Source organism: Lacimonas salitolerans (genome assembly GCF_042677865.1).
In the GTDB taxonomy this organism is placed as follows: domain Bacteria; phylum Pseudomonadota; class Alphaproteobacteria; order Rhodobacterales; family Rhodobacteraceae; genus Lutimaribacter; species Lutimaribacter salitolerans.
Genome location: NZ_JBHUDD010000056.1, coordinates 50,344 through 76,023, shown reverse-complemented (window position 1 = coordinate 76,023; position 25,680 = coordinate 50,344). Strand labels below are relative to the sequence as shown.

The 25,680-nt window shown below is 64.4% G+C and carries 23 protein-coding genes and 1 pseudogene; 16 read left to right on the top strand and 8 right to left on the bottom strand.

The window, feature by feature from the left end:
- Positions 1-227 precede the first annotated feature (227 nt).
- The 7 genes and pseudogenes from ACFTOW_RS10890 to ACFTOW_RS10860 all read right to left on the bottom strand — a co-directional run.
- Positions 228-536, bottom strand: a pseudogene (locus ACFTOW_RS10890) (transposase); the annotation flags it as partial.
- Between the two features lie 102 nt (positions 537-638).
- Complete coding sequence (gene idi / locus ACFTOW_RS10885) at positions 639-1,169, bottom strand: isopentenyl-diphosphate Delta-isomerase (RefSeq protein ID WP_379915545.1); 531 nt, start codon at positions 1,167-1,169, stop codon at positions 639-641.
- Positions 1,166-2,344, bottom strand: coding sequence for a geranylgeranyl diphosphate reductase (locus ACFTOW_RS10880; protein ID WP_379915543.1), 1,179 nt, complete (start codon positions 2,342-2,344; stop codon positions 1,166-1,168). Before ACFTOW_RS10880 ends, idi begins: the two co-directional genes overlap by 4 nt.
- Before the next feature lie 2 nt (positions 2,345-2,346).
- Positions 2,347-3,651 carry a BCD family MFS transporter gene (locus ACFTOW_RS10875; protein ID WP_379915541.1) on the bottom strand — a complete coding sequence of 435 codons (1,305 nt, stop codon included), beginning with the start codon at positions 3,649-3,651 and terminating at the stop codon, positions 2,347-2,349.
- A complete protein-coding gene (gene chlG, locus ACFTOW_RS10870; RefSeq protein WP_379915539.1) occupies positions 3,651-4,556 on the bottom strand; it encodes a chlorophyll synthase ChlG in 906 nt (301 codons plus the stop codon). Before chlG ends, ACFTOW_RS10875 begins: the two co-directional genes overlap by 1 nt.
- A gap of 113 nt (positions 4,557-4,669) precedes the next feature.
- Positions 4,670-6,049: a transcriptional regulator PpsR gene (gene ppsR, locus ACFTOW_RS10865; RefSeq protein WP_379915537.1), complete on the bottom strand. Its 1,380-nt coding sequence runs from the start codon at positions 6,047-6,049 to the stop codon at positions 4,670-4,672.
- Positions 6,050-6,093: 44 nt separating this feature from the next.
- A complete protein-coding gene (locus ACFTOW_RS10860) occupies positions 6,094-6,879 on the bottom strand; it encodes a hypothetical protein (RefSeq protein ID WP_379915535.1) in 786 nt (261 codons plus the stop codon).
- A gap of 316 nt (positions 6,880-7,195) precedes the next feature.
- Between ACFTOW_RS10860 and bchF the strand changes: the two genes are divergently transcribed.
- The 15 genes from bchF to ACFTOW_RS10785 all read left to right on the top strand — a co-directional run bounded on the left by bchF (position 7,196) and on the right by ACFTOW_RS10785 (position 23,356).
- Positions 7,196-7,684, top strand: a complete 489-nt coding sequence (bchF, locus tag ACFTOW_RS10855; RefSeq protein WP_379915551.1) for a 2-vinyl bacteriochlorophyllide hydratase — start codon at positions 7,196-7,198, stop codon at positions 7,682-7,684.
- The gene (locus ACFTOW_RS10850) at positions 7,681-8,955 is read left to right on the top strand and encodes a ferredoxin:protochlorophyllide reductase (ATP-dependent) subunit N (protein WP_379915533.1); all 1,275 of its coding nucleotides are present in this window, start codon (positions 7,681-7,683) and stop codon (positions 8,953-8,955) included. Before bchF ends, ACFTOW_RS10850 begins: the two co-directional genes overlap by 4 nt.
- Positions 8,952-10,508: a ferredoxin:protochlorophyllide reductase (ATP-dependent) subunit B gene (gene bchB / locus ACFTOW_RS10845; RefSeq protein ID WP_379915531.1), complete on the top strand. Its 1,557-nt coding sequence runs from the start codon at positions 8,952-8,954 to the stop codon at positions 10,506-10,508. Before ACFTOW_RS10850 ends, bchB begins: the two co-directional genes overlap by 4 nt.
- Positions 10,498-14,070, top strand: coding sequence for a magnesium chelatase subunit H (locus ACFTOW_RS10840; RefSeq protein WP_379915529.1), 3,573 nt, complete (start codon positions 10,498-10,500; stop codon positions 14,068-14,070). The genes bchB and ACFTOW_RS10840 overlap by 11 nt, the downstream gene beginning before the upstream one ends.
- Before the next feature lie 169 nt (positions 14,071-14,239).
- Entirely contained in the window at positions 14,240-15,160 is a 921-nt protein-coding gene (gene bchL / locus ACFTOW_RS10835) for a ferredoxin:protochlorophyllide reductase (ATP-dependent) iron-sulfur ATP-binding protein (protein ID WP_379915549.1), read from the top strand.
- A complete protein-coding gene (bchM, locus tag ACFTOW_RS10830; RefSeq protein WP_379915527.1) occupies positions 15,160-15,849 on the top strand; it encodes a magnesium protoporphyrin IX methyltransferase in 690 nt (229 codons plus the stop codon). The genes bchL and bchM overlap by 1 nt, the downstream gene beginning before the upstream one ends.
- Positions 15,846-17,285 carry a PucC family protein gene (locus ACFTOW_RS10825; protein ID WP_379915525.1) on the top strand — a complete coding sequence of 480 codons (1,440 nt, stop codon included), beginning with the start codon at positions 15,846-15,848 and terminating at the stop codon, positions 17,283-17,285. Before bchM ends, ACFTOW_RS10825 begins: the two co-directional genes overlap by 4 nt.
- 22 nt (positions 17,286-17,307) lie before the next feature.
- Positions 17,308-18,084: a photosynthetic reaction center subunit H gene (puhA, locus tag ACFTOW_RS10820; RefSeq protein ID WP_379915523.1), complete on the top strand. Its 777-nt coding sequence runs from the start codon at positions 17,308-17,310 to the stop codon at positions 18,082-18,084.
- Positions 18,085-18,159: 75 nt separating this feature from the next.
- A complete protein-coding gene (gene puhB, locus ACFTOW_RS10815) occupies positions 18,160-18,798 on the top strand; it encodes a photosynthetic complex putative assembly protein PuhB (RefSeq protein ID WP_379915521.1) in 639 nt (212 codons plus the stop codon).
- Between the two features lie 12 nt (positions 18,799-18,810).
- Positions 18,811-19,275 (top strand): photosynthetic complex assembly protein PuhC, encoded by a 465-nt coding sequence (puhC, locus tag ACFTOW_RS10810; protein WP_379915519.1) that lies wholly within the window; start codon positions 18,811-18,813, stop codon positions 19,273-19,275.
- 24 nt (positions 19,276-19,299) lie between these two features.
- On the top strand, positions 19,300-19,596 hold the full coding sequence (locus ACFTOW_RS10805; protein WP_379915517.1) for a hypothetical protein: 297 nt from the start codon (positions 19,300-19,302) through the stop codon (positions 19,594-19,596).
- Positions 19,593-20,717 (top strand): magnesium-protoporphyrin IX monomethyl ester (oxidative) cyclase, encoded by a 1,125-nt coding sequence (gene acsF, locus ACFTOW_RS10800; RefSeq protein ID WP_379915515.1) that lies wholly within the window; start codon positions 19,593-19,595, stop codon positions 20,715-20,717. Before ACFTOW_RS10805 ends, acsF begins: the two co-directional genes overlap by 4 nt.
- Positions 20,718-20,805: 88 nt before the next feature.
- Positions 20,806-21,615 carry a putative photosynthetic complex assembly protein PuhE gene (gene puhE / locus ACFTOW_RS10795; protein WP_379915513.1) on the top strand — a complete coding sequence of 270 codons (810 nt, stop codon included), beginning with the start codon at positions 20,806-20,808 and terminating at the stop codon, positions 21,613-21,615.
- Positions 21,605-22,819, top strand: coding sequence for a 5-aminolevulinate synthase (gene hemA / locus ACFTOW_RS10790; RefSeq protein WP_379915511.1), 1,215 nt, complete (start codon positions 21,605-21,607; stop codon positions 22,817-22,819). Before puhE ends, hemA begins: the two co-directional genes overlap by 11 nt.
- Positions 22,820-22,888: 69 nt before the next feature.
- The gene (locus ACFTOW_RS10785) at positions 22,889-23,356 is read left to right on the top strand and encodes a c-type cytochrome (protein WP_379915509.1); all 468 of its coding nucleotides are present in this window, start codon (positions 22,889-22,891) and stop codon (positions 23,354-23,356) included.
- 275 nt (positions 23,357-23,631) lie between these two features.
- Here the strand turns inward: ACFTOW_RS10785 and ACFTOW_RS10780 are convergent, their stop codons facing one another.
- Positions 23,632-24,510, bottom strand: a complete 879-nt coding sequence (locus ACFTOW_RS10780; RefSeq protein ID WP_379915507.1) for a LysR family transcriptional regulator — start codon at positions 24,508-24,510, stop codon at positions 23,632-23,634.
- A 115-nt stretch (positions 24,511-24,625) separates the two neighbouring features.
- Here ACFTOW_RS10780 and cuyA point away from each other — a divergent pair, with 115 nt between their 5' ends.
- Positions 24,626-25,648: a D-cysteate sulfo-lyase gene (cuyA, locus tag ACFTOW_RS10775; protein ID WP_379915505.1), complete on the top strand. Its 1,023-nt coding sequence runs from the start codon at positions 24,626-24,628 to the stop codon at positions 25,646-25,648.
- Positions 25,649-25,680: the final 32 nt, after the last annotated feature.

Sequence of the window (25,680 nt, the reverse complement as noted above, 5' to 3'; positions counted from 1 at the left end):
TCACCCAACATTACAGAATCCAACTCAGGCTCAGACGCAAGCGCGCTCAAACACACCGATCGGCCCAAAAGCGATTCCCCTGGATCATGCCTAGCATCGGTATGACCTACTTGCAGGCGATCTAAGCCGTGCTCAGACTCGGGCAGGCTCTGCTCCGGCGCCGCCAGATCCTCTGCCTGATCCGTCCCCCGACTGCCAACCGGAAAGATATGCTAACCGGCTCTGTCTCAATCTGTGTGGCGGAGGGGCAGCATTCGGGCCCGGAGAAGTTCTGGTCCGGCACGGCCGTACATGGCGCGCTTGAGGGTCTTCAGGCGATAAATTTGGCCCTCCGCTTGACCGTTGCTCCACGGAAAGTCGATGGCACTACGCACGGCAGCGATGTCACGGTTCAGCGTTCGGGCAAAGCGCATGATCGGCGAGATATCCGTCTCGATGGCGTGATCGATCCACGCGTCCAGCGGGGCGGAGTGTTCTCTGCGCAAAATGCCCCGGAACCGCATGGCCATGCGCCGCATCGTTGCAAAGCTTGGCGATCACGGGCGGCAACCACAGAAGTGACACTTCTACTTTGCAGATGTGGGACATCTTAACTTTGCTCTTACATCTGCGCAGCGGATAATCCGTCTTATGGTAAGTTACTGCGCAGGTACCGAGGCAAATATCTGATCGCCATGTTCGGTCAGGTAGATCCGCAGCCAGGGCGTGAACCGCTCGGGGTGGCGGTCGACCTCTTCGGTCAGAACATCGGCGGCGACCCAGCGGGTCTGCATCACCTCGTCCGGATTGGGCCGCAGCGGCAGATCGGCGCTGGCGCGGGCCAGATACAGATCGACAAGCTCGTGTTCGATCAGGCCGTTGCCCACATCGGCGCGGTATTCGACCTGCCCGCGATGTTCGCAACTCAGGCCGGTGATCCCCAGTTCCTCGCGCAGGCGGCGGGTGGCGCAGGTGGCCGGGTCTTCGGCCCAGTCGGGATGGGTGCAGCAGGTGTTCGCCCACAGGCCCGGCGTGTGGTATTTCGATAGCGCGCGGCGCTGGATCAGCACGCGGTTGCCATCCATCACGAAGATCGAAACCGCCTTGTGGCGCAGCCCGCGCTGATGCACCTCCAGCTTTTCGACCGGGCGCAGCGTGCCGTTTACCCAGGCCGGGATAAGCGCCTTCATACGTGTTCCGCCTTTACCACCCCGGCCAGGTGGGCCAGGTTCTTGATGCCGATCTTGACGTGGGCCATGGGCCGCGCCTTGACCAGTTCCTTGTTCATATAGGCCTCGAACGTCAGGCGCTGCACGTCGATGTCGTGGCACAGGCTGACGAACCGCTCGCGCCGCTCGTCGGATTTGTAATAGGCGTCCTGCATCGCGCCCAGCACCTTGAACACCGACTTGTGCTCTTTCATGAACAGTTTGCGAGCCAGACCCAGATCGCGGATCATGCCCGATGTCAGTTTGGCATGGGCCGCCGTTGCGGCCACGCGCCCTCCGACCATGGCATAGTATATCCCCTCGCCCGAGCTGGGTGCAACCACGCCCGCCGCGTCACCGGCCAGCACCACGTCGCGGCCATTGTCCCAACGATCCATCGGCTTCAGCGGGATGGGCGCGCCCTCGCGGCGGATGGTGCGGCAGTCGGCCAAGCCGCTTGCCTCGCGCAGGTCGGCGGTGGCCTTTTTCAGGTCCACATCCTTGACCAGCGATCCCATGCCGATGCTGGCGGATTTGCCATGCGGGAACACCCAGCCATAGAAATCGGGGCTGATGCGCCCGTCATAGATCACGTCGCAGCGGTCGGGGTCATAGTCGCCGCGCGGGCCGGGGGCCTCGATGATCTCGTGATAGGCGATGACGTAAGGAATGCGGTCGCCGCCCGGCACCTCGGTTTTCGCCACGTTGCTGCGCGCGCCGTCGGCCCCGATCACCATGCGGGTGGTCAGGCGGTGTTCATCGCCGCTGGCCTTGTCGCGATAGACGACATGGGTGCCCGCCTTGTCGCGTTCAATCCGCAGATAAGTGCCGGTATGGCGCTCGGCCCCGGCCTCGGCCGCGCGGTTGCGCAGGTAGTCGTCGAAATGCTCGCGGTCGACCATGCCGACAAAGCCGTTCTCGATGGGAATATCGACACGGCGGCCGGTGGGCGAGATCATCCGCGCGGTGGTGATCTTGGCCACGATCTGGCTGGCCGGGATGCGGAAATCGCGGATCAGGCGCGGCGGGATCGCCCCGCCGCAGGGCTTGATCCGGCCCGCGCGGTCGATCAGCGCGACCTTGCGCCCGTACAGGGCCAGATCCTCGGCGGCGGTGGCCCCCGACGGCCCCCCGCCTATGACGACGACATCATACATGGTCATTCCCCCGGTATCAGATCACCGGCGGGTGCCGGATCGGTATGCGTGTTCAGCGACAGGGCCAGCCCCGCCGCGATGAGAAAGACGACGCCCTCGGCCGCAAAGACGCTGCCATAGGCAATCGCGTCGCTGGCGACCAGCGCGCGCATCACGTCCGCCGCCGCGGTGCCCAGGAACGAGCCCGCGCCGAATGCGATGGCCTGCGCCGCGCCGAACAGGCCCATGCGGATGCCCTCGCGGGATTCATCGCCTTCGCGGGCCAGGCCCATCATCGCGCCGATGGCGGCGACGGCAAAGGCTCCGTTGGCCAGCCCGAGGGTAAAGACATTGGCCGTGATCGGCCATGTGCTCGCGTGCATCCCGCCCCAGGCCAGCGCCAGCAGCGAGGCGCCCGACAGGACGCACCCGCCCACGATCCAGACCCGGATCGGCACCACGATCCAGCGCGCCAGCACGGTGCCCGACAGCAGCACGGCGATCATGCCCGCCAGCGCGCCGGCGTGATGCATCCCGCCCAGTTGCGTGCTTTGGCCCACGGTCATGCCGAACACATGCCCGGCATAGGGTTCAAGGATCAGGTCCTGCAGGTTGTAGGCCAGCATCGAGGCAAAGACGAAAATGGTGAAGCCGCGCACGCGCGGATCGGCCCACAATTCGGCCACCGCCGCGCGGTAGGCCAGCTTGCGGTTGGCCCGCGGCTTGACCGGCGCGGGGGTGCGTTCCTGCCCCCATGTGCCGATCACCGCAAACAGCAATGCGATGCCCGACACGCCCGCCGTGACCGCCAGCAGACGCGCGGGGCTGTACGGGTCCAGCAGCATGCCGGCTGTGATGCCGGTGGCGGCAAGGCCGAAGATCATCATGATCCAGACCGCGCTGCCCGCCGCCGCCTGCCGGTCGCTGGCCACGCGCGAGGCCAGCAGCGCCAGAAGGTTGGTGCCCGCCGCCCCGATGCCGAGACCTATCAGCAGGAAACCGGGCACCGCGACGGCAATGCCGCCCCATGTGCTGTGCGCCATCAGACCCACGGCAAAGGCCGCCAGCATGGCGCCCGCCCCAAGGCAGGCCACCCCGCCGATGATCCAGGGCGTGCGCCGGCCACCCCCGTCGGCCCCGTGGCCGAAATGCGGGCGCGCGAACTGCGTGCCGTAGTAGAGCGTTACCAGAAGGCCGGGCAGGATTGCGGGCAGGGCCAGCTCGACCACCATCACGCGGTTCATCGTGGCCGTGGTCAGCACCACGATCATCCCCAGCGCCATCTGCACCAGACCGAGCCGCAGGATGGAAACCCAGCTTAGCGTCATCACATCATTCCCAGACCGCGCAGGGCGAAGGCCGCGACCATCATGCCCGAAATATACATCAGGACGCCGGTGCCGTTGTACCACGGCGCCTTGGCCCGCGGATCGCGCAGCATCACCGACATCGCCCAGACCTGTCCCAGACCCAGCGCCAGAACCGCCGCCGCGTGATAGGGCCGGTCCCAATGGGCCAGCAGCATCACCACCAGCGCCTGTGGCACCAGCATCACGACGCAGGCGACCTTGGCCGCCAGCTCGGGGCCCAGCGTGACGGGCAGCGAGTTGACACCCATCTGCCGGTCGCCTTCCAACGCCTTGAAATCATTCAGCGTCATGATCCCATGCGCGCCGATCCCATACAGCAGGGCGATCCAGATGATCGGCCAGTCGGGCAGACCGGCGGCCAGCACGGCGGCACCGGTGAACCACGGCAAAGTCTCGTAGCTCAACCCCACCAGACCGGGGCCGAACCAGCCCGAGCGTTTCAGGCGCACGGGTTCGGCCGAATAGGCCCAGGCGGCCAGCACGCCCACCACCGTGGCGGCAAAGCCCCACGGCCCCAGCAGCGCGCCCACCAGCAGCGACAGCGCCGACATGGCAAGTGCGATCCAAAGACCCCAGCGCCCGGGGATACGCCCCGAGGGGATCGGGCGGTCGGGCTCGTTGATCGCGTCCACATGCCGGTCGCACCAGTCATTCGCGGCCTGTGACATGCCGCAGACGATCGGACCGGCCAGAACGATGCCCAAAAGCACAAGCGCCGGGGCTTCCAGTGGCGAGACACCCGACGACACCGTGCCGCACAGATAGGCCCACATGGGCGGGAACCACGTGATCGGCTTGATCAGCCGCAGCATGGCTGCGGGCTCGGGCAATGTGCGGGGGTGTAAGTTTGCAGAAACGCTCATGTGTCCAGTTTGCCTGACAGTTTGAGTCGTTGCAAGCAAAGTTGACACATGGCGACAGATCTGACCCGCAGGGCGTAAATGGCTGTCAGGGATGGGAAAAGCCGCCGGTGAGCTTAGTCTTCGCCGTCCTTGTTGGACAGGCCGTATTTGCGCAGTTTGACATACAGGCTTTGCCGCGACAGGCCCAGCATCTCGGCTGCGGCGGCGCGGTTGTTGCGGGTCAGATCCACTGCCGCCTCGATGCACAGCTTTTCGATCACTTCCGAGGTTTCCGCCACGATTTCCTTGAGCGAGGCGGACCCCACAAGCTCGATCACGCTGGAATGCGCGCCCTCTTCTCCGCCGACGGGCGTCGGGGCACCGCCGCGCAGCGCCTCGGCCCGGCTGACATCGCGAATGACATAGGCGACCGAAGGCTTTTCGCGGTTGTTCAGATGCGTGACCGAGACCTCGACCGCGGTCTTGGCCCCGTATTCGTTGGTCAGCCGCGTGGCATAGGTGCGCATGTGCCCGGTGCGCGCGGCGTTCTCCAGCATCACGCTCAGGTCGATCTGGCCGCGCGCCAGGAAATCCGACAGGCTGCGCCCGCGCAGCTCGCGCAGATGGGCGGCATCGACGAATTCCATGAACGCCTCGTTGGCGTCCTCGATCGCGCCCTTGGCATCGGTAAAGACAAAGCCATCGGTGCTGCCGCGATAGAGCGTGGACAGGTTCAGCGCCAGACGGTCATCCACCGCCTGCCCTTCGGCATCGGCGTCAAGACGACAGATCAGGATACGCTCGCCCGCCGCGCGGAACATCGACGGCTGGATCCGCAGCTTGTTGCGGGTGCGCCGGGCCTGCACCACCAGGTCGTCCAGGCTGTCGGACATCGCCAGGCTCAGCAGGTTGTCCACAAACTCGCCCCGGCGGCGATCCTTGAACTCTTGCGCAAAGGCCGCGCCCACCAGTTCGTCCCGTCCCGCACCCAGAAGGTCGGCGGCAGGCGCGTTCAGATCCTTGATCCGCCCGTCCGACCCGGCCACGAACACAACGGCATCGCGGGTGGTGGCCAGCAACATGCGATAGCGCGCGTCGAATTCGCGCCGTTCCTCGTATCCGCGTTCCAGCGCGATCTGCGCCTGCACCAACTGGCGCTGAGTTTCGGCGACAACCTGCAGGTCACGGCCCAGAAACAGCAGCCTGTCGCCCTGCCCCATCGGATGGATGGAATAGCGCACCGGAAACCCGGCACCGCCTTCGGTATGGTTCACCTCGATCGCGCGGGGGGCGGTGTCGCCATCGGCCAGCCGGGTCAGCAGCGTGTCGATCTTGGGCACGCTGTCGACCGCCAGCAGGTCACGGATCGAGCGGCCTTCCCACCCTTCGGCGCGGCCGTTCAGCGGTGAGGACGGGTCGATCAGCACCGATTCGATCTGCCCGGTCGTATCCACGACCAGGGCGATGTCGGTTTCTGCCGCCAACACGCCATTCAGGAATTCGGGCTTGATCACTGGAACAGCCCCTCCTTTCCAGTTCGGCGTGTCACGCGAGTTCATCACTCCGCCACTTTCAGTTCCATATGATCCGTCATCGGACGGGCACACAGGCTGAGCGCCTTTTTGATGTCTTTGGTCACCAGATCAACTCCGGTCACCTCACGAATGTTCTCTGCGTAATCCATCACCGGCCCTCCCAGCACCATCGGCGGCACCAGACATGTTTCTTCCCGCGTCTGTTGAACCAGATGCGCGACGGTTTCAAGGACGTCCAAAGATGAACAAGTGAATATTACCAGGTCGAAGGCGCTTTGGTTTATAACTTGGGCAAGTTGCGTGTCTCGCCCGGCGGTCACCGAGCTGACCGAACATCCCGCGCGCCGCAGCTGATCGGCCAGCAGCGCAGGCCCCAGCACATGGGTGCTTTCCTCGCACATCACCAGCAGCACCGCCATGCGCGCGTCATAGCCCGACGCGCCGTTCCATTCCGTGCTGATCCGCTTGGCCAGTTGATACAGGCGCGCGCCCGCGAGGCTGACCTGCCAGAACGGCAGGCGATCGTCAGTCCAGCCCTGACCGATCAGGAACGCCGCCTCGGGGATGCAGAAATCCATCAGGTCGGCATGGCTCAGCCGACGTTGGCGCAGATCGTCCATGACGGCATCGGTGTCGAACTCTCCGGGCATCACGGTAAGTGACGCAAGGTCATGCGCGGCCTGCGACAGCCTGCTGCGCATTTCCGTGCTAGGGTAGGATCGCAGGGATGTCAGAACTGTCCGCGCCAGCGCGTCGACGTGACGGCTGGTGACTGCCTGCGTTGGCTTTGAGGGCTCGTAGTTGGCCATCCTTGGCACTCCTCGCTTTCGCCACCCACGTCACCCGGTCGGATAGCGCAGGCATGGCGCCTGTCTAAGCGTCAGGTGCAAGTGTCACGCAAGCGATTATAAATGTCAAAGAGATTAGACAGCCTGACAAGAATTTCCAGATTTATTTTTTCCAGACCTGCGTAAACCCTCATATAAATAAGGGATTTTTTTGCGGGTTTCCGTGTTTTTCAGCGGCAAGGGCCCGCGCAAAACACCGGCTCGGCAGTGTAACTTTTAATTGACACTTTGCGGTTTGGGCCGCTACGCTCCCTTCATGACAACGAAGGAATCGGCCATGGCCAGCCATCATGGCAGCACACCGCCCACCACCGGGCTTTACACACCGGATCAGCGCGCACGCCGCGACGGCACGGTCTGGACGCTGGTGCAGGGCATCCTGGCACCGGTTCAGTTTCTGGTGTTCCTGGTCTCGCTGGCGCTGGTGCTGCGGTACCTGTGGACCGGCGAGGGATACATGGCCGCGACCATCTCGATCATCGTCAAGACCGGGGTGCTGTATACGATCATGGTGACCGGCGCGATCTGGGAAAAGATCGTGTTCGGCCAGTACCTGTTCGCGCCCGCGTTCTTCTGGGAGGATGTGATCAGCTTTGGCGTGATCGCCCTGCATACCCTGTATCTCTGGGCGGTCTGGACCGGGGCGCTGCCCCCGACCGAGCAGATGGTGATCGCGCTGGCGGCCTACCTTGCCTACGTGGTGAACGCTGGTCAGTTCCTTTGGAAACTCCGCATGGCGCGGCTGCAATCCGAGGGGCGGGCATGAAAGATACACCTGAAACAGGCTGCCGCAACGCACCCATCCTGAAAGAGCGCGGCCAGCGCGAGGTGTTCTGCGGGCTAACCTCGATCATCTGGCTGCACCGCAAGATGCAGGATGCGTTTTTCCTTGTCGTGGGCAGCCGCACCTGTGCGCATCTGCTGCAATCCGCCGCCGGCGTGATGATCTTTGCCGAGCCACGTTTCGGCACCGCCATTCTGGAAGAAACCGACCTTGCCGGCATGGCCGATGCGCAGGACGAGCTTGACCGCGAGGTGTCGCGCCTGCTGTCACGCCGCCCTGACATCCGGCAGCTGTTCCTTGTGGGCTCCTGCCCGTCAGAGGTCATCAAGATCGACCTGGAAAAGGCGGCCGAGCGTCTGACCACGCAGCATGGCCCCCATGTGCGGGTCATCAACTTCAGCGGCTCGGGCATCGAGACCACATTCACCGAGGGCGAGGACGCCTGCCTTGCCGCCATCGTGCCGACCCTGCCAAAGGCCGACACACGCCAGTTGATGCTGGTGGGGGCCCTGCCCGATGTGGTGCAGGATCAGGCGCTGGACCTGCTGGGCCGGATGGGCATCGGCCCGATTACCGTGCTGCCCTCGGCCCGCGCGGATGATCCGGTGGCGGTTGGCCCCGACACCGTGTTCGCGCTGACCCAGCCGTTTCTGGGCGCAACCCATGCCGCGCTGACCCGTCGGGGCGCGCGCCACCTGCCCGCGCCGTTCCCGTTTGGTGAGCAGGGCACGACGGCCTGGCTGCGCGCCGTGGCCGACGAATTCGGCGTTTCGGACGAGCTGTTCGAACAGGTCACGGCAGCCCCCCGCGACCGCGCGCGCCGCGCCGTGGCGCAGGCCGCCGAAACCCTGTCGGGCAAGTCGGTGTTCTTTTTCCCCGACAGCCAGCTGGAAATTCCGCTGGCGCGGTTCCTGACCCGCGAATGTGGCATGAACGCGGTCGAGGTTGGCGCGCCCTTCATCCACAAGGATCTGGTCGGCCCCGACATGGAACTGATGGCACAGGGGCCGGTGTTCTCCGAAGGGCAGGACGTGGATCTGCAACTGGACCGCGCCCGCGCCGCGCGCCCCGATCTGACGGTCTGCGGCCTTGGCCTTGCCAACCCTCTGGAGGCCGAGGGGCTGACGACCAAATGGGCGATCGAACTGGTGTTCACTCCGGTGCATTTCTACGAGCAGGCGGGGGATCTGGCCGGGCTGTTCAGCCGCCCGATCCGCCGCCGCGACCTGCTGAAACTGGAGGCCGCAGAATGAAGCTGACGGTCTGGACATACGAAGGCCCGCCGCATGTCGGCGCGATGCGCGTCGCCACCGCGATGAAGGGTCTGCACTACGTGCTGCACGCCCCGCAGGGCGACACCTATGCCGACCTGCTGTTTACCATGATCGAGCGGCGCAACCACCGCCCGCCCGTCAGCTATACCACCTTTCAGGCGCGCGATCTGGGGGCCGACACGGCCAACCTGTTCCAGTCCGCCGCGCGTGACGCGTATGAGCGGTTCAAGCCGCAGGCGATCATCGTCGGCGCGTCCTGCACCGCCGAGCTGATCCAGGACGATCCCGGCGGAATGGCCGAAACCATGGGCCTGCCAGTGCCGGTGATCCCGCTGGAACTGCCCAGCTATCAGCGCAAGGAAAATTTCGGCGCGGACGAGACGTTTTACCAGATCGTCAAGACCCTGGCCAAACCGACCGAGCGCACCGCCCGCCCCACCGCCAACCTGATCGGGCCGACCGCGCTGGGGTTCCGGCACCGCGACGACATCACCGAACTGACCGCGCTGCTGTCGGACATGGGGATCGGCATCAATGTCGTGGCCCCGATGGACGCCACGCCACAGGACATCACCCGCATGGGGGCCGCGCATTTCAACGTGCTGATGTATCCTGAAACGGCGGAAACCGCCGCGCGCTGGATGGAACGCGAGCTGGGGCAGCCGTTCACGAAAACCGTGCCCATCGGCGTTGGCGCCACCCGCGATTTCGTGGCCGAGGTGGCCGCCATCGCTGGTGTCACGCCGCAATTCGACGAAAGCCGCCTGCGCCTGCCGTGGTATTCGGCCTCGGTCGATTCCACCTACCTGACCGGCAAGCGCGTGTTCCTGTTCGGCGACGGCACGCATGTCGCCACCGCCGCCCGGATCGCCCGCGATGAAATGGGGTTCGAGGTGGTGGGCATGGGCTGCTACAACCGCGAACAGGCCCGCAAGGTCCGTGCGCTGGCCAAGGACTATGGCGTCGAGGCGCTGATCACCGACGATTACCTCGAAGTCGAACAGACGATCGAGGCGCTGGCCCCCGAGATGATCCTGGGCACCCAGATGGAGCGGCATATCGGCAAGCGTCTGGGCATCCCCTGCGCCGTCATTTCCGCGCCTGTGCATGTGCAGGATTTCCCGGCGCGTTACAGCCCGCAGATGGGGATCGAAGGCGCCAACGTGATCTTTGACACCTGGGTGCATCCGCTGGTCATGGGGCTGGAGGAACACCTGCTGCACATGTTCCGCGACGATTTCGAGTTTCACGACGACGCCGGCGCCTCGCATCACGGTCACAAGGCCAAGCTGCGTGATCTGGCCGACACGGGTCGGCAAGACGCCCCCGCCGAACCGGCGCAGGCCGAGCAGCCACAGGCAGGCGGGATCGAGGTTGTCTGGCTGCCCGCCGCCGAGAAGGAGCTGAAGAAGATACCGTTCTTCGTGCGGGGCAAGGCGCGCCGCAACACCGAGACCTATGCCGTACAGCGCGGCGTGTCCGAGATCAGCGTCGATACATTGTACGAAGCAAAGGCCCATTATGCGCGGTGATGAGATCACAATGGGGGTCAAGCCCTACAACATCGTGATCATCACGATGGATTCCCATGCGGCGGGCCCCGTGGCGCGGGCGGGCATCAAGCTGGTGCAGGATTTCCCCGGGCTGACCGTGTCGGTCCACGCCGCCGCCGAATGGGCCGAAACCCCCGACGCGCTGGCCGAGACAAAGGCCCGCATCGCCGAGGCCGACATGATCGTGGCCAACCTGCTGTTTCTCGAAGAGCACATAAAGCCCATCATCGACGATCTGCACGCGGTGCGCGACCGGCTGGATGGCATGGTCGGCGTGATCGCCGATGCCGAGATCATCCGCATGACCCGTCTGGGCAAGCTGGACATGTCCAAGCCCGCCAGCGGCCTGATGAAGCTGATGAAGCGGTTGCGCGGCAGCTCCAAGCCCAGCAGCGACAGCGGCGAAAAGCGCATGAAGCAGTTGCGCCGACTGCCCAAGATCCTGAAACGCATCCCCGGCAAGGCGCAGGATCTGCGCAGCTGGTTCCTAGTCATGCAATACTGGCTGGGCGGGTCCGACGACAACATCGAGCAGATGGTGCGCTATCTGCTGGGCAAGTATGCCAGGACACGGCCGCAATGGCTGGGGGCCGAGGCGGCCGAGCCGCAGGAATACCCCGAGGTTGCGCTGTATCACCCCGATCTGGCCGACCGGATCACCATCGACCCCGCCGACATCAAGGGGCCGGACAATGCCGTGGGCACGGTCGGGCTGCTGATGATGCGGTCGTATATCCTGTCCTCGGATACCGCGCATTACGATGCGGTGATCCGGCGGCTTGAATCGCAGGGCCTGCGCGTGCTGCCCGCGTTTTCCGGTGGCCTTGATGGCCGCCCCGCGATCCGCGAATTCTTTTCCGATGCCGAAGGCGCATCGAAAATCGACGTGCTGCTGTCGCTGACCGGGTTCAGCCTTGTTGGTGGCCCGGCCTATAACGACAGCGAGGCTGCGGTCGATATCCTGTCAAAGCTGGATATTCCTTACATCACCGCGCATCCGCTGGAGTTTCAGACGCTGGGCCAGTGGGCCGCCAGCCCGCAGGGCCTTGGCCCGATCGAGACCACGATGCTGATCGCCCTGCCCGAGCTGGACGGCGCGACCAATCCCACCGTGTTCGGCGGGAGGCACAGTGTCGAGGGCTGCCAGGGCTGCCAATACGCCTGTGCGTGCATCAGCACCGACAAGGCGATGGCCCCCTGCCCCGAACGCATCGACAGCCTGTCGGAAAAGGTGCTGCGCCTGACCCGTCTGCGCCGCCGCAAGATCGCGGAAAAGAAGGTGGCGATCGTTCTGTTCGGCTTTCCGCCCAACGCCGGGGCCGTAGGCACCGCCGCTTATCTCAGCGTGTTCGAAAGCCTGCACAACACCATGCTGCGGATGCGCGACCGGGGCTATGACATCGACGTGCCCGAAACCGTGGCCCACCTGCGCGCCGCCGTTCTGGAAGGCAACGCGCGCCAGTACGGGCAAGAGGCCAATGTCGCCGCCCATGTCAGCGCCGATCACATCGTCGCCAATACCCCACCCCTGAAAGCCATCGAGGCGGTCTGGGGCCCGGCCCCCGGCAAGGTGCAGTCGGACGGGCGCGGCGTGTTCGTGCTGGGCCAGCATTTCGGCAATGTCTTTGTCGGCGTGCAGCCCACTTTCGGATACGAGGGCGACCCGATGCGCCTGCTGTTCGAACGCGGCTTTGCGCCCACCCATGCCTTTGCCCAGTTCTACCTGTGGCTCCGCAACACGTTTCAGGCCGATGCGGTGCTGCATTTCGGGATGCATGGCGCGCTGGAATTCATGCCGGGCAAGCAATCGGGCATGGGCGCGCGCGACTGGCCCGACCGGCTGATCGGCGAATTGCCCAACATCTATCTGTACGCGTCCAACAACCCGTCCGAGGCATCGCTGGCCAAGCGCCGCTCAGGCGCGGTGACGATCACGCACATGACCCCGCCGCTGGCGGCCTCGGGCCTCTACAAGGGTCTGGCGGAACTGAAGGACAGCCTGACGCGGTGGCGCGGCATGGAAGACGGCCCCGCCCGCGACGATCTGGAACTGCTGATCGACGAGCAGGCCGAGGCGGTCGACATGACCGGCACCACGCCCGCGCAGATGTGGCTGAAGCTGCTGGAAACCGAGGATGCGCTAATCCCCGACGGTCTGCACGTGCTGGGCAAGCGCCTGAGCGATGCCGAACGCGCAGCCTATGTAGACGTGATGGAAGACGCCGACGCGGAAACCCGCGCACGGGTGCTGGAAATCCTGACCGAAGATCACGAGATCCCCGCCATCCTGCGCGCGCTGGATGCGCGGTTCACCCCGCCGGTGCATGGCGGCGACCTGATCCGCAGCCCCGACATCCTGCCCACCGGGCGCAACATCCACGCGTTCGATCCGTTCCGCATGCCCAGCGAATTTGCCTGCCGCGAAGGTGCCAAGCAGGCGCAGCTGCTGCTGGATGCGCATCCAGAGATGCCGCGCTCGATCGCGCTGGTGCTGTGGGGGTCGGACAACATCAAATCCGACGGTGGCCCGATCGGCCAGGCGCTGGCGCTGCTGGGGGCCAAGCCCCGTTTCGATGCCTTTGGCCGCCTGTCGGGCGCCGACCTGATCCCGCTGGAGCAGTTGGGCCGCCCGCGCATCGACGTGGTCATCACCCTGTCGGGCATCTTCCGCGACCTGCTGCCGCTGCAAACCCGGCTGCTGGCCGACGCGGCGTTGCAGGCGGCGATGGCGGACGAGCCGCCCGAGCAGAATTTCATCCGCGCGCACGCGCTGGATTACATGGCGCAGATGGGCTGCGACATCGAAACCGCCGCCCTGCGCGTGTTCTCGAACGCCGAAGGGGCCTATGGGTCGAACGTCAACGCGCTGGTGGACAGCAGCGCCTTTGGCGACGAGGACGAGCTGGCCGACGCCTACGAGTCGCGCAAATCCTTTGCCTATGGCGTCAACGGCAAGGCCAGCGCCAATGCCGCCCTGCTGCAATGCGCGCTGAAAGATGTCGATGTGGCCTATCAGAACCTTGAATCGGTCGAGCTGGGCATCACCACGGTGGATCACTATTTCGACACGCTGGGCGGGATCGCCCGCGCCGTCAAACGCGCCCGCGGCGGGCAAGAGGCCGCCGTCTATATCGGCGACCAGACGCGCGGCGCCGCCAAGGTGCGCACCCTGACCGATCAGGTGGCGCTGGAAACCCGGTCACGCAGCCTGAACCCCAAGTGGTTCGAGGGCATGCTGAAGCATGGCGCCGAAGGCGTGCGCCAGATCGAGGCGCAGGTGACCAACACGATGGGCTGGTCGGCCACCACCGGCAAGGTCGAGCCGTGGGTCTATCAGCGCCTGTCGGAAACCTTCGTGCTGGACCCCGAGATGCGGGCGCGCCTGGCCGAGCTGAACTCGGTCGCGTCGTCGCGCATGGCCAACCGCCTGCTGGAAGCCAGCGACCGAAACTACTGGCAGCCCGATGCCGCAACGCTGGCGGCCCTGCAAGACGCCGCCGACGCTTTGGAAGATCGGGTCGAGGGGATTGCAGCGGAATGAGCATGCACACCCCATACGCCATCGCACCGGTGGACCCCTTCGTGGGGGCCCTGCCCCCACACCCCCGGAGTTTATTCAGCAAGATGAAGATGCAGACCCGTTCTGTATCGAAAGGGAGGCACCTATGAGCCCACTCGACGCAAAGAATCCGCCCGCTGCCCGGGCCAACATGCGCGAAGCAGCGGGGCTTGAGGCGCGCGGCCTTGGCGCACCCCCGGTGATCCGCGGACAGGATGGCGAAGGATCGGTGCAGGTGCATCAGGACGACTCGATGAAGATCGAGGGCGCGCAGGTCTTTGCCGTGTATGGCAAGGGCGGGATCGGCAAATCGACCACCAGTTCCAACCTGTCGGCGGCGTTTTCCAAGCTGGGCAAGCGGGTGTTGCAGATCGGTTGCGACCCCAAGCATGACAGCACCTTCACCCTGACCGGGCAGTTGCAGCCCACGGTGATCGACATCCTGAAATCGGTGGATTTCCACGCCGAGGAGCTGCGCCCCGAGGATTTCGTGACCGAAGGGTTCAACGGCGTGAAATGCGTCGAGGCGGGCGGTCCGCCCGCGGGCACCGGCTGTGGCGGTTATGTGGTCGGCCAGACCGTGAAGCTGCTGAAACAGCATCACCTGCTGGAAGACACCGACGTTGTGATATTCGACGTGCTGGGCGATGTGGTCTGCGGCGGGTTCGCCGCGCCCTTGCAGCATGCCGACCGCGCGGTGATCGTGACGGCCAACGATTTCGACAGCATCTATGCGATGAACCGCATCATCGCCGCCGTGCAGGCCAAGTCATCGAACTACAAGGTGCGTCTGGCGGGTTGCGTGGCCAACCGCAGCAAGGACACCGACGAGGTGGACCGTTTCTGCCGCACGGTCGGGTTCGAACGGATCGCGCACATGCCCGACATCGACGCCATCCGCCGCAGCCGGTTGAAGAAAAAGACCCTGTTCGAGATGCCCGACGAAGAGGACATCATCCTGGCGCGCGCCGAATACATCCGCCTGGCCGCGCAGCTTTATGCGGGGACCGAGGGGCTGACGCCCGCCGCGATGGAAGACCGCGAGATATTCGAACTGCTGGGGTTCGATTGATGAGCAAAGCTGCCAAAACCAGCTATGACGCCACGCGGGCGCGGGTCGAGACCTATTTCGACAAGACCGCGACCAAGGTCTGGGACCGTCTGACCAGCGACGCGCCGGTCAGCCGCATCCGCGAGACGGTGCGGCGCGGGCGCGATGACATGCGCGCGCGCATGCTGGCGCGGCTGCCCGATGACCTGCGCGGCGCGCGGATTCTGGACGCGGGCTGCGGCACCGGCATGATGACGCAGGAGCTGGCGGCGCGCGGCGCCGATGTGGTGGCCGTTGATATCTCGCCGCAATTGGTGGGCATCGCCGAGGCGCGGATGCCGGCCGACCTGCGCGGCCGCGTGACATTCGCCGCGGGCGACATGCTGCACGCCGGGCATGGCCGGTTCGACGCCGTGATGGCGATGGACAGCCTGATCTATTACACCGCGACCGACATTCGCGCGGCGCTGGAAAACCTGGGCGGGCGCTGTGGCGGGCCGGTGGTGTTCACCGTCGCCCCGCGCACGCCGCTGTTGATGACCATGTGGTATGCCGGCAAGGCCTTTCCGCAATCCGACCGCAGCCCGGTGATGATCCCGCACGCCCCCGCGCGGCTGGCCCATACGGTGCGCGACATCGGCAAGATCCGTGACGTGGGCCGGGTTTCGGTCGGGTTCTACATCTCTCAGGCGCTGGAGTTCGCGGCATGAGCAAGGGCGCGCAGGTTCTGAAGCAGTTCAGCATCAGCATGCTGCCGTTTTCCGACGCGGCCAGCGATGATCTGCCGCTGCGCCAGCTGCTGCGCCTGTCGCTGTTCCAGGTCTCGGTCGGCATGGCGGGCGTCATGCTGCTGGGCACGCTGAACCGCGTGATGATCGTGGAACTGTCGGTGCCCGCGATGATCGTGGCCATCATGATCGCGCTGCCGGTGCTGTCGGCGCCGTTCCGCGCGTTGCTGGGCTTCAAATCCGATCACCACCGCAGCGCCATCGGCTGGAAGCGCGTGCCCTACCTGTGGTTCGGCACCCTGTGGCAGTTCGGCGGGCTCGCCGCGATGCCTGCCAGCCTGCTGGTGCTGGGGGGCGACACCGTGCATAACGTGCCCTTCGCGGGCGAGGTTCTGGCCGGGTTGGCCTTTCTGATGACCGGCATCGGCATGCACATGACGCAGACTGCCGGGCTGGCCCTTGCGGCCGACCGTGCGACCGATGATACGCGTCCGCGCGTGGTGGCGCTGCTGTATGTCAGCTATCTGCTGGGCATGGCGGTTTCGGCCATCGTGATCGGCTGGTTGCTGCGCGATTTCAACGGCATGCTGCTGATCCAGGTGGTGCAGGGCACCGCCGTGGTCACCATCACCCTGAACGTCATCGCCCTGTGGAAACAGGAGCGCGTCCGCCCGATGAGCAAGGAAGAGCGCGAGGCCCCGACCCCGTCGTTCCGCGATGCCTGGGCCGATCTGGCCCGTGGCGGCAAGGCCGGGCGGCTGCTGGCGGTGGTGTTTCTGGGCACGATGGCCTTCAACATGCAGGACGTTCTGCTGGAACCCTACGGCGGCGAGATCCTGGGCCTGTCAGTCAGTGCCACGACCCTGCTGACCGCCGCATGGGCCGGGGGCGCGCTGCTGGCATTCGGGCTGGCCGGGCGCGGTCTGGCACGCGGGCGCGATCCATACCGGTTGATCGGCGCGGGCCTGCTGGTGGGTCTGGCGGCGTTCAGCGCGGTGATCTTTGCCGCGCCGCTGGAGTCGACCGTGCTGTTCTTTGCCGGGGCGATCCTGATCGGCTTTGGCAGCGGGCTGTTCAGCGTCTCGACCCTGACCGCCGCGATGCTGATGCCCGCGCAAGGGCTGGCCGGGCGCGGGCTGGCGCTGGGGGCCTGGGGTGCGGCGCAGGCCACGGCGGCCGGCGTGTCCATCGCCATCGGCGGCACCCTGCGCGACGTGGTGAACGCCAAGGCCATGTCGGGCGCCTGGGGCGAGCCGCTGATGTCGCCCGCCACCGGCTATTCCTTTGTCTATCACACGGAAATCGCCCTGATCTTCGTGACGCTGATCGTGCTGGGGCCGCTTGTGCGGTTCACGCAATCCACCATTCACCAAAGCGGGGGGACCGGTCGTATCGGGCTCGCCGATTTCCCCACCTGAACCTAACGAAAGGACAGGACCCATGTCACAAGCATTCTTTGGAAATTTCGACCTGGCCAGCCTGACACTCTGGCTCTTCTGGATCTTCTTTGCCGGGCTGATCTACTATCTTCAGACCGAGAACATGCGCGAGGGGTTTCCCCTTGTGGATGAGGACGGCAACGATGCCGCCAATCAGGGCCTGTTCCCCACGCCCAAGGACAAGACATTTGTTCTGCCCAACAATCAGGGCGAACTGACCGTGCCCTCGGGCCAGCCGGGCGAGCGGGGCGATGTGCATGGCAAGCTGGCGCGCACGGCCACGGCGAACGGGTTTCCGTTTGTGCCCACCGGTGATCCGCTGGTCGATGGTGTCGGCCCGGCGTCCTGGACCGCGCGCAAGGACGTGCCCGAACTGGATGCCCATGGCAAACCCAAGATCATTCCCATGGCCTCGTCTGATCACTTCCACGTCTCGGCCGGGCGCGATCCGCGCGGGCTGCCGGTGATGGCGGGCGACAAGGCCATCGTTGGCCGGATCAGCGACATGTGGGTGGACGAGCCCGAGCAGCTGGTGCGCTATCTGGAAATCACGCTGGACGCAGAGTTCGGTGGCGGCAAGCGGCTGGTGCCGATGACGCTGGCGCGCATCAAGTCCAACCGCGTGGCGATCCATTCGATCTATGGCAAGCATTTCGCATCGGTGCCCACCACGGCGTCGCCGACCCAGGTGACCAAGCTCGAGGAAGACAAGATCAGCGCCTACTACGCCGGCGGCAAGCTTTATGCCGACGAGGCGCGTCTGGAACCGCAGCTCTGACAGACCAACGGCACCCGGCTGTTCGCTGACGCCGGGTGCCATGCTTAACGACACGCTCGCCGGAGGACACACCCCATGAGCCATGATGATTTTGCAATCGAACCGATCGAGGGACTGCCCGAACGTCCGCCAGAAGGCGAGCATATCCTGTGGCAGGGGCGGCCCGACTGGTGGGCGCTGGCCAAGGACTCGCTGAACGTTTGGTGGGTTATGGGGTATTTCCTGTTCCTTGCGGCCTGGCGCTTTGTCTCGCTGGTCGATCAGGTGCCGCTGATGCGCGCGCTGGTGCTGGCGCTGCCCTTCATCATCCTGGGCGGGATCGTCTGCGGCCTGCTGATGATATTCGCCTACGTGCAGGCACGCACGACGATGTATACCGTCACCAACAAGCGGGTGGCGATGCGGATCGGTGCGGCGCTGACCGTCACGCTGAACCTGCCCTACCGGCAGATCGTCAACGCCGATCTGCGGATGCGCGGCAAGACGGGCACGATCGCCTTCGAAGTGCCCAAGGATGTCAAGCTGGGCTATCTGACCTGCTGGCCGCATGTGCGCCCGTGGCGCTCGCCGGTGCAGCCTGCGCTGCGCTGCATCCCCGAGCCGAAAAAGATCGCCGAGATGATCTCGGACGCGGCCGAGGCGCGGGTCTCGACCCCGGTGATCGAACGCAGGGGCGCGCCCTCGGGCAGCCCGGTCCAAGTGGCCGCGGAATAGGGGTCAGGCACAATGCAGTATCAATCCGCACATGAGAACCATCGCAAGGGCACACCCGAGAAGATCCCTGTCGGCCTGATGCGCGCGGTCGGGTTCCTGATCGTGTGTTCGGTGACCATCGTGGTTTCGGCCACGGTCTCGAACCGGCCCGTCACGTCCACTCCGCCGGTCAGCCCGGTGGTGGCACAGACCGAATTCGCGATGGATGCCGAGATGTCAGGCGCGGTGCGCATCACCGCCCCCGACGGCACGCTGATCGTCGACCTGTCGCCCGAAGAAGGCGGATTCATCGCCGGCGTGGCCCGGACGATCGAATTCAACCGCCGCAAGGCCAACAAGCCGCTGGGCGGTCCCGTTGTTCTGACCCGCGGCGAAAACGGCCGCCTTGCCATTCACGACCCCGAAACGGGGTGGAGCGCCGACCTGATGGGGTTCGGCAAGGATAACGCACAAGCCTTCGCCAGGCTTTTGCGCTGAACGACCTTAACGGAGGACACACCAATGGGTCTACTGACACGAGAGATTGAAAGGGCGCCTTGCACCGTCGAGGTCAGCCACTGTTTCGAAAGCCTGCACGCGCATGTGCGGTTCAACAACGGCGCCGTGATCAACCCCGGCGACACGGTGCAGGTGAAAGGCCCCGAGATCATGGCCGCCTTCGGCGAGGTCGTGACCGAGGACCGCGAGGCGATCATCATCCGCGCCAGCAAGGTCGAACAGCTCTGGACCCGCCTGACCGGCGATTTCGAAGTCATGGAACTGTGTGAATTCTCCTTTTCAGACGAGGTGACGCTATGAACATGCTGCCCAAGCATTCCGCCGACGCCACCACCGCCGAAGAGGGCATCGCCATCCAGGAGGAGCAGGCGAAGTTCGACAGCACCGCCGCGACCGAGCTGGCGATGTCGAACACCCTGCTGACGCCGCGGTTCTACACCACCGATTTCGACGAGCTGGACGCGATCGACGTATCGCCGGTGCGCGAAGAATGGGATGCCCTGATCGCGCAGATGCTGGCGGACCCCAACAAGGGCCACTTCAAGAAGAACGAAGACTGGGATCACGTCGACTGGGACGGGATGGAACCGGGCCTGAAAAAGGAATTCATCGATTTCCTGATCTCAAGCTGCACCGCCGAGTTTTCGGGCTGCGTGCTGTACAAGGAAATGAAGCGGCGCGGCAACAACCCCGACATCACGCAGCTGTTCCAGCTTATGGCCCGCGACGAGGCCCGCCATGCCGGTTTCATCAACGACGCCCTGCGCGAGGCGGGCGTGGCGGTGAACCTCGGGTTTCTGACGCAGAAGAAGAAATACACCTATTTCCGGCCCAAGTTCATCTATTACGCCACCTACCTGTCGGAAAAGATCGGCTATGCCCGTTATATCACGATCTACCGCCATCTTGAGGAACACCCCGAGCATCGGTTCCACCCGATCTTCAAATGGTTCCGCGAATGGTGCAATGACGAGTTCAGCCACGGCGAGGCCTTTGCCCTGCTGATGAAGACCGACCCCAAGCTGACCAGCGGCAAGAACGTCTGGTGGATCAAGTTCTTCCTGACTGCCGTCTATGCCACGATGTATGTGCGCGACCACCAGCGCCCGGCCTTTCATGCCGCCCTTGGGGTGGACCCGGACTGGTACGCGCATGAGGTCTATGTGAAGACATCCGAACTGACCAAGCAGATCTTTCCGGTCACGCTGGATATCGACCACCCGCGTTGGCAGAAGAATCTGGAACGGCTGCATCATGCCAATGTGCAGATCGCCGATGCGAAGAAACAGGGCGGCGTTGCGGGCAAGCTGGCGCAGCTGGCCGGCTCGGCCAAGGCGGGGCTGGCGTTTGTCACGCTGTTCACGATCCCCGTGAAAAAGCACCGGGTGCCCGACAGCCCGCGGCTGGAGCCGGTCTATTGACGGGTTTCGGCGCCGCTGGCGCCGACCGGGCGGGGGCGCTACCCCCGCACCCCCGGAGTTTACCCGGCAAGATGAAGAGGACCTGACAGTGCCGAACGACCCCTGGATAGCAGCACTGGCGGCGTTGTTCCTGTGGTGGTTTTCCACGGGGGCCATTCTGGTGATCGTGCGTCTGGCCGATCGCCGGGGCGGGCGCGCGGGGCTGGTGGCGACGCTGGCCGGGCTGCCGGTGCTGGGACTTGGCATCTGGGGTTACCTGGTGACGCTGGACGCCACCGGGGTGGCGGCAGCGTATTACGGGTTTCTGGCGGCGCTGGCGATCTGGGGCTGGATCGAACTGGCGTTTCTGACCGGCATCGTGACCGGGCCGAACCTGCGCCCCTGCCCCGACGACCTGCCCGAATGGGAGCGGTTCATCCGCGCCTGGGGCACCGTGGCCTATCACGAAATGGCGCTTCTGGCGGCGATGCTGTTCATCTGGATCGCGGGACACGGGGCCGAGAACATCTTTGGCCTGTGGACATTCGTGGTGCTGTACGTGGCGCGCATCTCGGCCAAGCTGAACCTGTATTTCGGGGTGCCGCGCATCAATACCGAGTTCATCCCCGGCGCGTTGCAGCACCTGCCCAGCCATTTCCGCATCCGGCGCGCGAACTGGCTGTTCCCGATCTCGGTTACGGGGCTGTCCTTTGCGGTGGCCTGCTGGCTGGAGCGGCTGTTTGCCGTCGACACGCCGGGCGAGATCGTGGGCTTTGCCCTGCTGGCCGCGATCACCGCGCTGGCACTTGTGGAACACTGGCTGATGGTGGTGCCCCTGCCGGATGCGAAACTATGGCGCTGGATGTTGCCCGCGCCCAAACAGACCAAACGAAAAGTGGAGGGTCATCATGGATTTTGACGCCATGTTCACGGCGCAACTGGATACGTTGCGCGATGAGGGAAACTACCGGATTTTCGCCGAGTTGGAACGTGAATGTGGAACATTTCCGCGCGCGCGCAGCCATGATGACGACGCGCCCGAGCGGGTAACGGTCTGGTGTTCCAACGACTATCTTGCCATGGGCCATAACGAGGTTGTGCGCCAGGCGATGAAGGATGCGGTGGATGCCTGCGGCACGGGTGCCGGTGGCACGCGCAACATCAGCGGCACGGCGCGGCATCACGTCGCGCTTGAGGCAGAGTTGGCCGACCTGCACGGCAAGGAAGCGGCGCTGCTGTTCACCAGCGGCTATGTGTCGAACTGGGCCGCGCTGAGCACGCTGGGCAGCCGCCTGCCCGATGCGGTGATCCTGTCGGACGCGCTGAACCATGCCAGCATGATCGAAGGCATGCGCCACGCACGCTGTCAGAAGGTGATCTGGAAGCACAACGACCCAGAAGATCTGGACCGCAAACTGGCCGCCCTGCCCGCCAACGCGCCCAAGATCGTCGCGTTTGAATCGGTCTATTCGATGGATGGCGACATCAGCCCGATGGAAGAAATCATCGAGGTGGCCGAGAAACACGGTGCCATGACCTATCTGGACGAGGTGCATGCCGTGGGCCTGTACGGTCCGCGCGGCGGCGGTGTGTCCGAGGAACGCGGGCTGGCACACCGGATCGACCTGATCGAGGGCACGCTGGGCAAGGCCTATGGCTGCATGGGCGGCTATATCACCGGCAGCCACGCGCTGTGCGATTTCATCCGGTCCTTTGCCAGCGGCTTCATCTTTACCACCGCCCTGCCCCCGGCCGTGGCCGCGGCGGCGCAGGCGTCGATCGCGCATCTGAAACAGTCGGACAGCGAACGTCAGCAGCAGCGCCGGCAGGTGGCCAAACTGCGCGCCAAACTGGACGCGCGCGGCATCCCGCATCTGGACAACCCCAGCCATATCATCCCGGTGATGATCAAGGACCCGGTGAAATGCCGCCAGATCGCGGATATCCTGATGCGCGACTACGGGATCTATGTGCAGCCGATCAACTATCCCACCGTGCCGAAAGGGACCGAGCGGTTGCGTTTTACCCCAGGCCCGCTGCACTCGGATGCCGATATCGACCACCTGGTCGACGCCCTGTCGGTGCTGTGGAAGCAATGCGCGATCGCCCATGCGGTGGCCTGACATGGTTGACCTGCGCTGATCTGTGCTACGTCTCCTCCTGACAGAAACGACTGACAGGGGGAGAAACCCATGAAGACAATTCTGACATCTGCGGCGCTGATGGCGCTGGCCGGGGCCGTCCACGCCCAAGAGATGACAGGCGACGCCGAGGCGGGCGAGCGCGCGTTCAACCAGTGCAAGGCCTGCCACATGGTGCAGACCGACGACGGCGAGATGATCGTGCGCGCCGGACGCACCGGCCCGAACCTGTGGGGCGTGGTCGGCCGCGAGGCCGGGGCGGTCGAGGATTACCGCTATTCCAGCGCGATGGAGGACGCGGGCGAGGCCGGTCTGGTCTGGACCGAGGAAGAGTTCACCGCCTATGTGATGGACCCGACAGGGTACCTGCGCGAGTATCTCGACGACAGCAGCGCGCGCGGCAAGATGAGCTATCGCCTGCGCGACGCGGACGATGCCGCCGATATCTGGGCGTGGCTCGCGAGCGTGTCACCGGAGCCCGAAACGGACGAAGAGACTGAAGAGTCCATGAGCAACTGATACGGCCAGACAGCCAAACACTGACGGCAAGGGGCGCACCACGGTTGACGCATTTCGCCTCGTGGGACAATGTTTCAGGCCTGCCGGCCTGACAGGGACTGGTCGCGATGTGATCCATCGCGGCCGTTTCCTGTTTTGCAAAGCCTCCCTCGCACAATCTGTGGCTGCTCATATGCTTGGGTTTATCCGGGCCACGACGCGTGGCAGGCGCACAGGGCGGTCTTGGAGCACACTCGCCGGTTCCACGCACCATGGTCCCGTCGCGATTGTAAAATCTATTGACGCAAGTCGCGAATGGCTGCCCAGACTTGGTCTTCGACGTTGGATTTTTTTCCGATGAGACGCATGGCCGTCACGGCGATCTGTGTCGATGGCAGGAGATCGTCAACCGCCGTGACCGTGCTTGCAGTCGGTAGCTGCGCCAACATTGTTTCCGGAACCCATGCGACCCCGATGTCGCACGCCGCAAGCTGGAGTGCTGCAACGGTGAGTGCCGTCTCCACCCGGGCATCGATCCGAAAGCTTTCCTGGATACTGGGAAGAATGTGGGTTTCAAGGAGTTTTCCCAGAAAAACATCCGAAGGATAGGCGACAATCGGAAGATCGCCATTTGCGATCGCGCGCCGCACCTTCGCACTGCACACCGGGATGAGTTTCTCCTGGCTGATTAACTTCTCTTCAATGTATTCTTCCGGGATCGTAGATATCTCTTCAACCGATCTGAAGATTACGATCAGATCAGCCTCTTTCGTGATGAGCATTGCCGTACATTCCGACCGATTGGCTGATCGAAGGCGAATGGTTATGTCAAGACCATCGAATTTGTCCGCGATCAGCGTTGGAAGGATTGATGTGGTGATGGCATGTTGGCTGCCGATCACCACCCGGCTGCGCGAGTGACGTTCGGATTTTCGAAGATCCAGCACAAGGGCCCGCAACTCTTGCGCCATTGTTCGCAGCCGGGTTTCCTGCTCGACCAGCGTAGTGGCCGGGCGGGCGGGCTTGCGGCTTCGGTCGATCAGTTCGACCCCGATGTAGTCCTCGATACTGCGCACCCTGCGGGTAAATGCGGGCTGGGTCAGATGTCGTCGCCCCGCAGCCTCGTTCAAGGACTCGCTTTCGAATATGGCAACGAGATCTTCGATCCATTCCAATCGCATCGCTGGCTCCATATTATGTCATCCCTGCATTTTAGTGTGAGAACTTGGCATTTGAGAAGCCTGAAAACTCGGCGCAAGCTGGGCTTGAAACTGTTACCGGAGAAACAAAATGCATTTTGCGCGATTTGACCGTGTTCGCCTTGCTCACCTTCCCACGCCACTGGAGCCGATGGACAGGCTGTCCAAGGCGCTTGGCGGCCCGCGGCTATGGATCAAGCGCGACGATTGCACAGGCGTGTCAACCGGTGGCAACAAGACCCGCAAGCTGGAGTTCCTGTTGGGCGAGGCGCTGGCGCAAAAGGCGGATGTGATCATCACGCAAGGGGCCACGCAGTCCAATCATGTCCGCCAGACCGCCGCCTTTTGTGCCCGGCTTGGGCTGGAATGCCACGCCATCCTTGAGGACCGCACCGGGTTTGACGATCCGGATTATCGGCTGAACGGCAATGTGTTGCTGGATGCGCTGCACGGTGCGACGATCGAGCATGTTCCGGCAGGCACGGACATGGTTGCGGCCTGTGAAACCGCGGCAGCCGAATTCAGCGGCAAGAACAAGACCCCGTACATCATTCCCGGGGGCGGCTCCAATCCGACCGGCGCCCTGGGCTATGCCAATTGCGCGCTGGAACTGGTGAATCAGGCCAATGACATGGGCTTGCCGATTTCGCGCATCCTCCACGCCACAGGCTCGGCCGGCACGCAGGCGGGTCTGGTCGCCGGGCTGCGCGCGATCAATGCCGGTATCCCGCTGCTGGGAATCGGCGTCCGCGCGCCCAAGGACAAGCAAGAGGCGAATGTGTTTGCGCTGGCTCAGGCCACGGCGGACAAGCTGGGCTGCCCGGGGGTCGTGTCGCGCGATGATGTCGTGGCCAATACCGATTACGTCGGCCCCGGCTACGGCATCCCGAACGCGGCCACGATCGCGGCGATCGAGACGTTTTCGCAGCTCGAGGGCCTCCTGCTTGATCCGGTCTATTCCGGCAAGGGGGCCGCCGGACTGATTGATCTTGTGCGCAAGGGCGCGTTCGCAGACGATCAGAATATCGTCTTTCTGCACACAGGCGGGTCGGCGGGGCTTTTCGGGTATCGCAGTTTCTTCAAGGAACCCGAAATCCGAAACCTGGTCACGTGACCGCACGTATCCACTGAACAGGAGCAGGTCAT

Coding starts and splice junctions, on each gene's coding strand:
- idi (WP_379915545.1), bottom strand. CDS start 1,169: ATGAAGGCGCTTATCCCGGCCTGGGTAAACGGCACGCTGCGCCCGGTC.
- ACFTOW_RS10880 (WP_379915543.1), bottom strand. CDS start 2,344: ATGTATGATGTCGTCGTCATAGGCGGGGGGCCGTCGGGGGCCACCGCC.
- ACFTOW_RS10875 (WP_379915541.1), bottom strand. CDS start 3,651: ATGACGCTAAGCTGGGTTTCCATCCTGCGGCTCGGTCTGGTGCAGATG.
- chlG (WP_379915539.1), bottom strand. CDS start 4,556: ATGAGCGTTTCTGCAAACTTACACCCCCGCACATTGCCCGAGCCCGCA.
- ACFTOW_RS10860 (WP_379915535.1), bottom strand. CDS start 6,879: ATGGCCAACTACGAGCCCTCAAAGCCAACGCAGGCAGTCACCAGCCGT.
- bchF (WP_379915551.1), top strand. CDS start 7,196: ATGGCCAGCCATCATGGCAGCACACCGCCCACCACCGGGCTTTACACA.
- ACFTOW_RS10850 (WP_379915533.1), top strand. CDS start 7,681: ATGAAAGATACACCTGAAACAGGCTGCCGCAACGCACCCATCCTGAAA.
- bchB (WP_379915531.1), top strand. CDS start 8,952: ATGAAGCTGACGGTCTGGACATACGAAGGCCCGCCGCATGTCGGCGCG.
- ACFTOW_RS10840 (WP_379915529.1), top strand. CDS start 10,498: ATGCGCGGTGATGAGATCACAATGGGGGTCAAGCCCTACAACATCGTG.
- bchL (WP_379915549.1), top strand. CDS start 14,240: ATGCGCGAAGCAGCGGGGCTTGAGGCGCGCGGCCTTGGCGCACCCCCG.
- bchM (WP_379915527.1), top strand. CDS start 15,160: ATGAGCAAAGCTGCCAAAACCAGCTATGACGCCACGCGGGCGCGGGTC.
- ACFTOW_RS10825 (WP_379915525.1), top strand. CDS start 15,846: ATGAGCAAGGGCGCGCAGGTTCTGAAGCAGTTCAGCATCAGCATGCTG.
- puhA (WP_379915523.1), top strand. CDS start 17,308: ATGTCACAAGCATTCTTTGGAAATTTCGACCTGGCCAGCCTGACACTC.
- puhB (WP_379915521.1), top strand. CDS start 18,160: ATGAGCCATGATGATTTTGCAATCGAACCGATCGAGGGACTGCCCGAA.
- puhC (WP_379915519.1), top strand. CDS start 18,811: ATGCAGTATCAATCCGCACATGAGAACCATCGCAAGGGCACACCCGAG.
- ACFTOW_RS10805 (WP_379915517.1), top strand. CDS start 19,300: ATGGGTCTACTGACACGAGAGATTGAAAGGGCGCCTTGCACCGTCGAG.
- acsF (WP_379915515.1), top strand. CDS start 19,593: ATGAACATGCTGCCCAAGCATTCCGCCGACGCCACCACCGCCGAAGAG.
- hemA (WP_379915511.1), top strand. CDS start 21,605: ATGGATTTTGACGCCATGTTCACGGCGCAACTGGATACGTTGCGCGAT.
- ACFTOW_RS10785 (WP_379915509.1), top strand. CDS start 22,889: ATGAAGACAATTCTGACATCTGCGGCGCTGATGGCGCTGGCCGGGGCC.
- cuyA (WP_379915505.1), top strand. CDS start 24,626: ATGCATTTTGCGCGATTTGACCGTGTTCGCCTTGCTCACCTTCCCACG.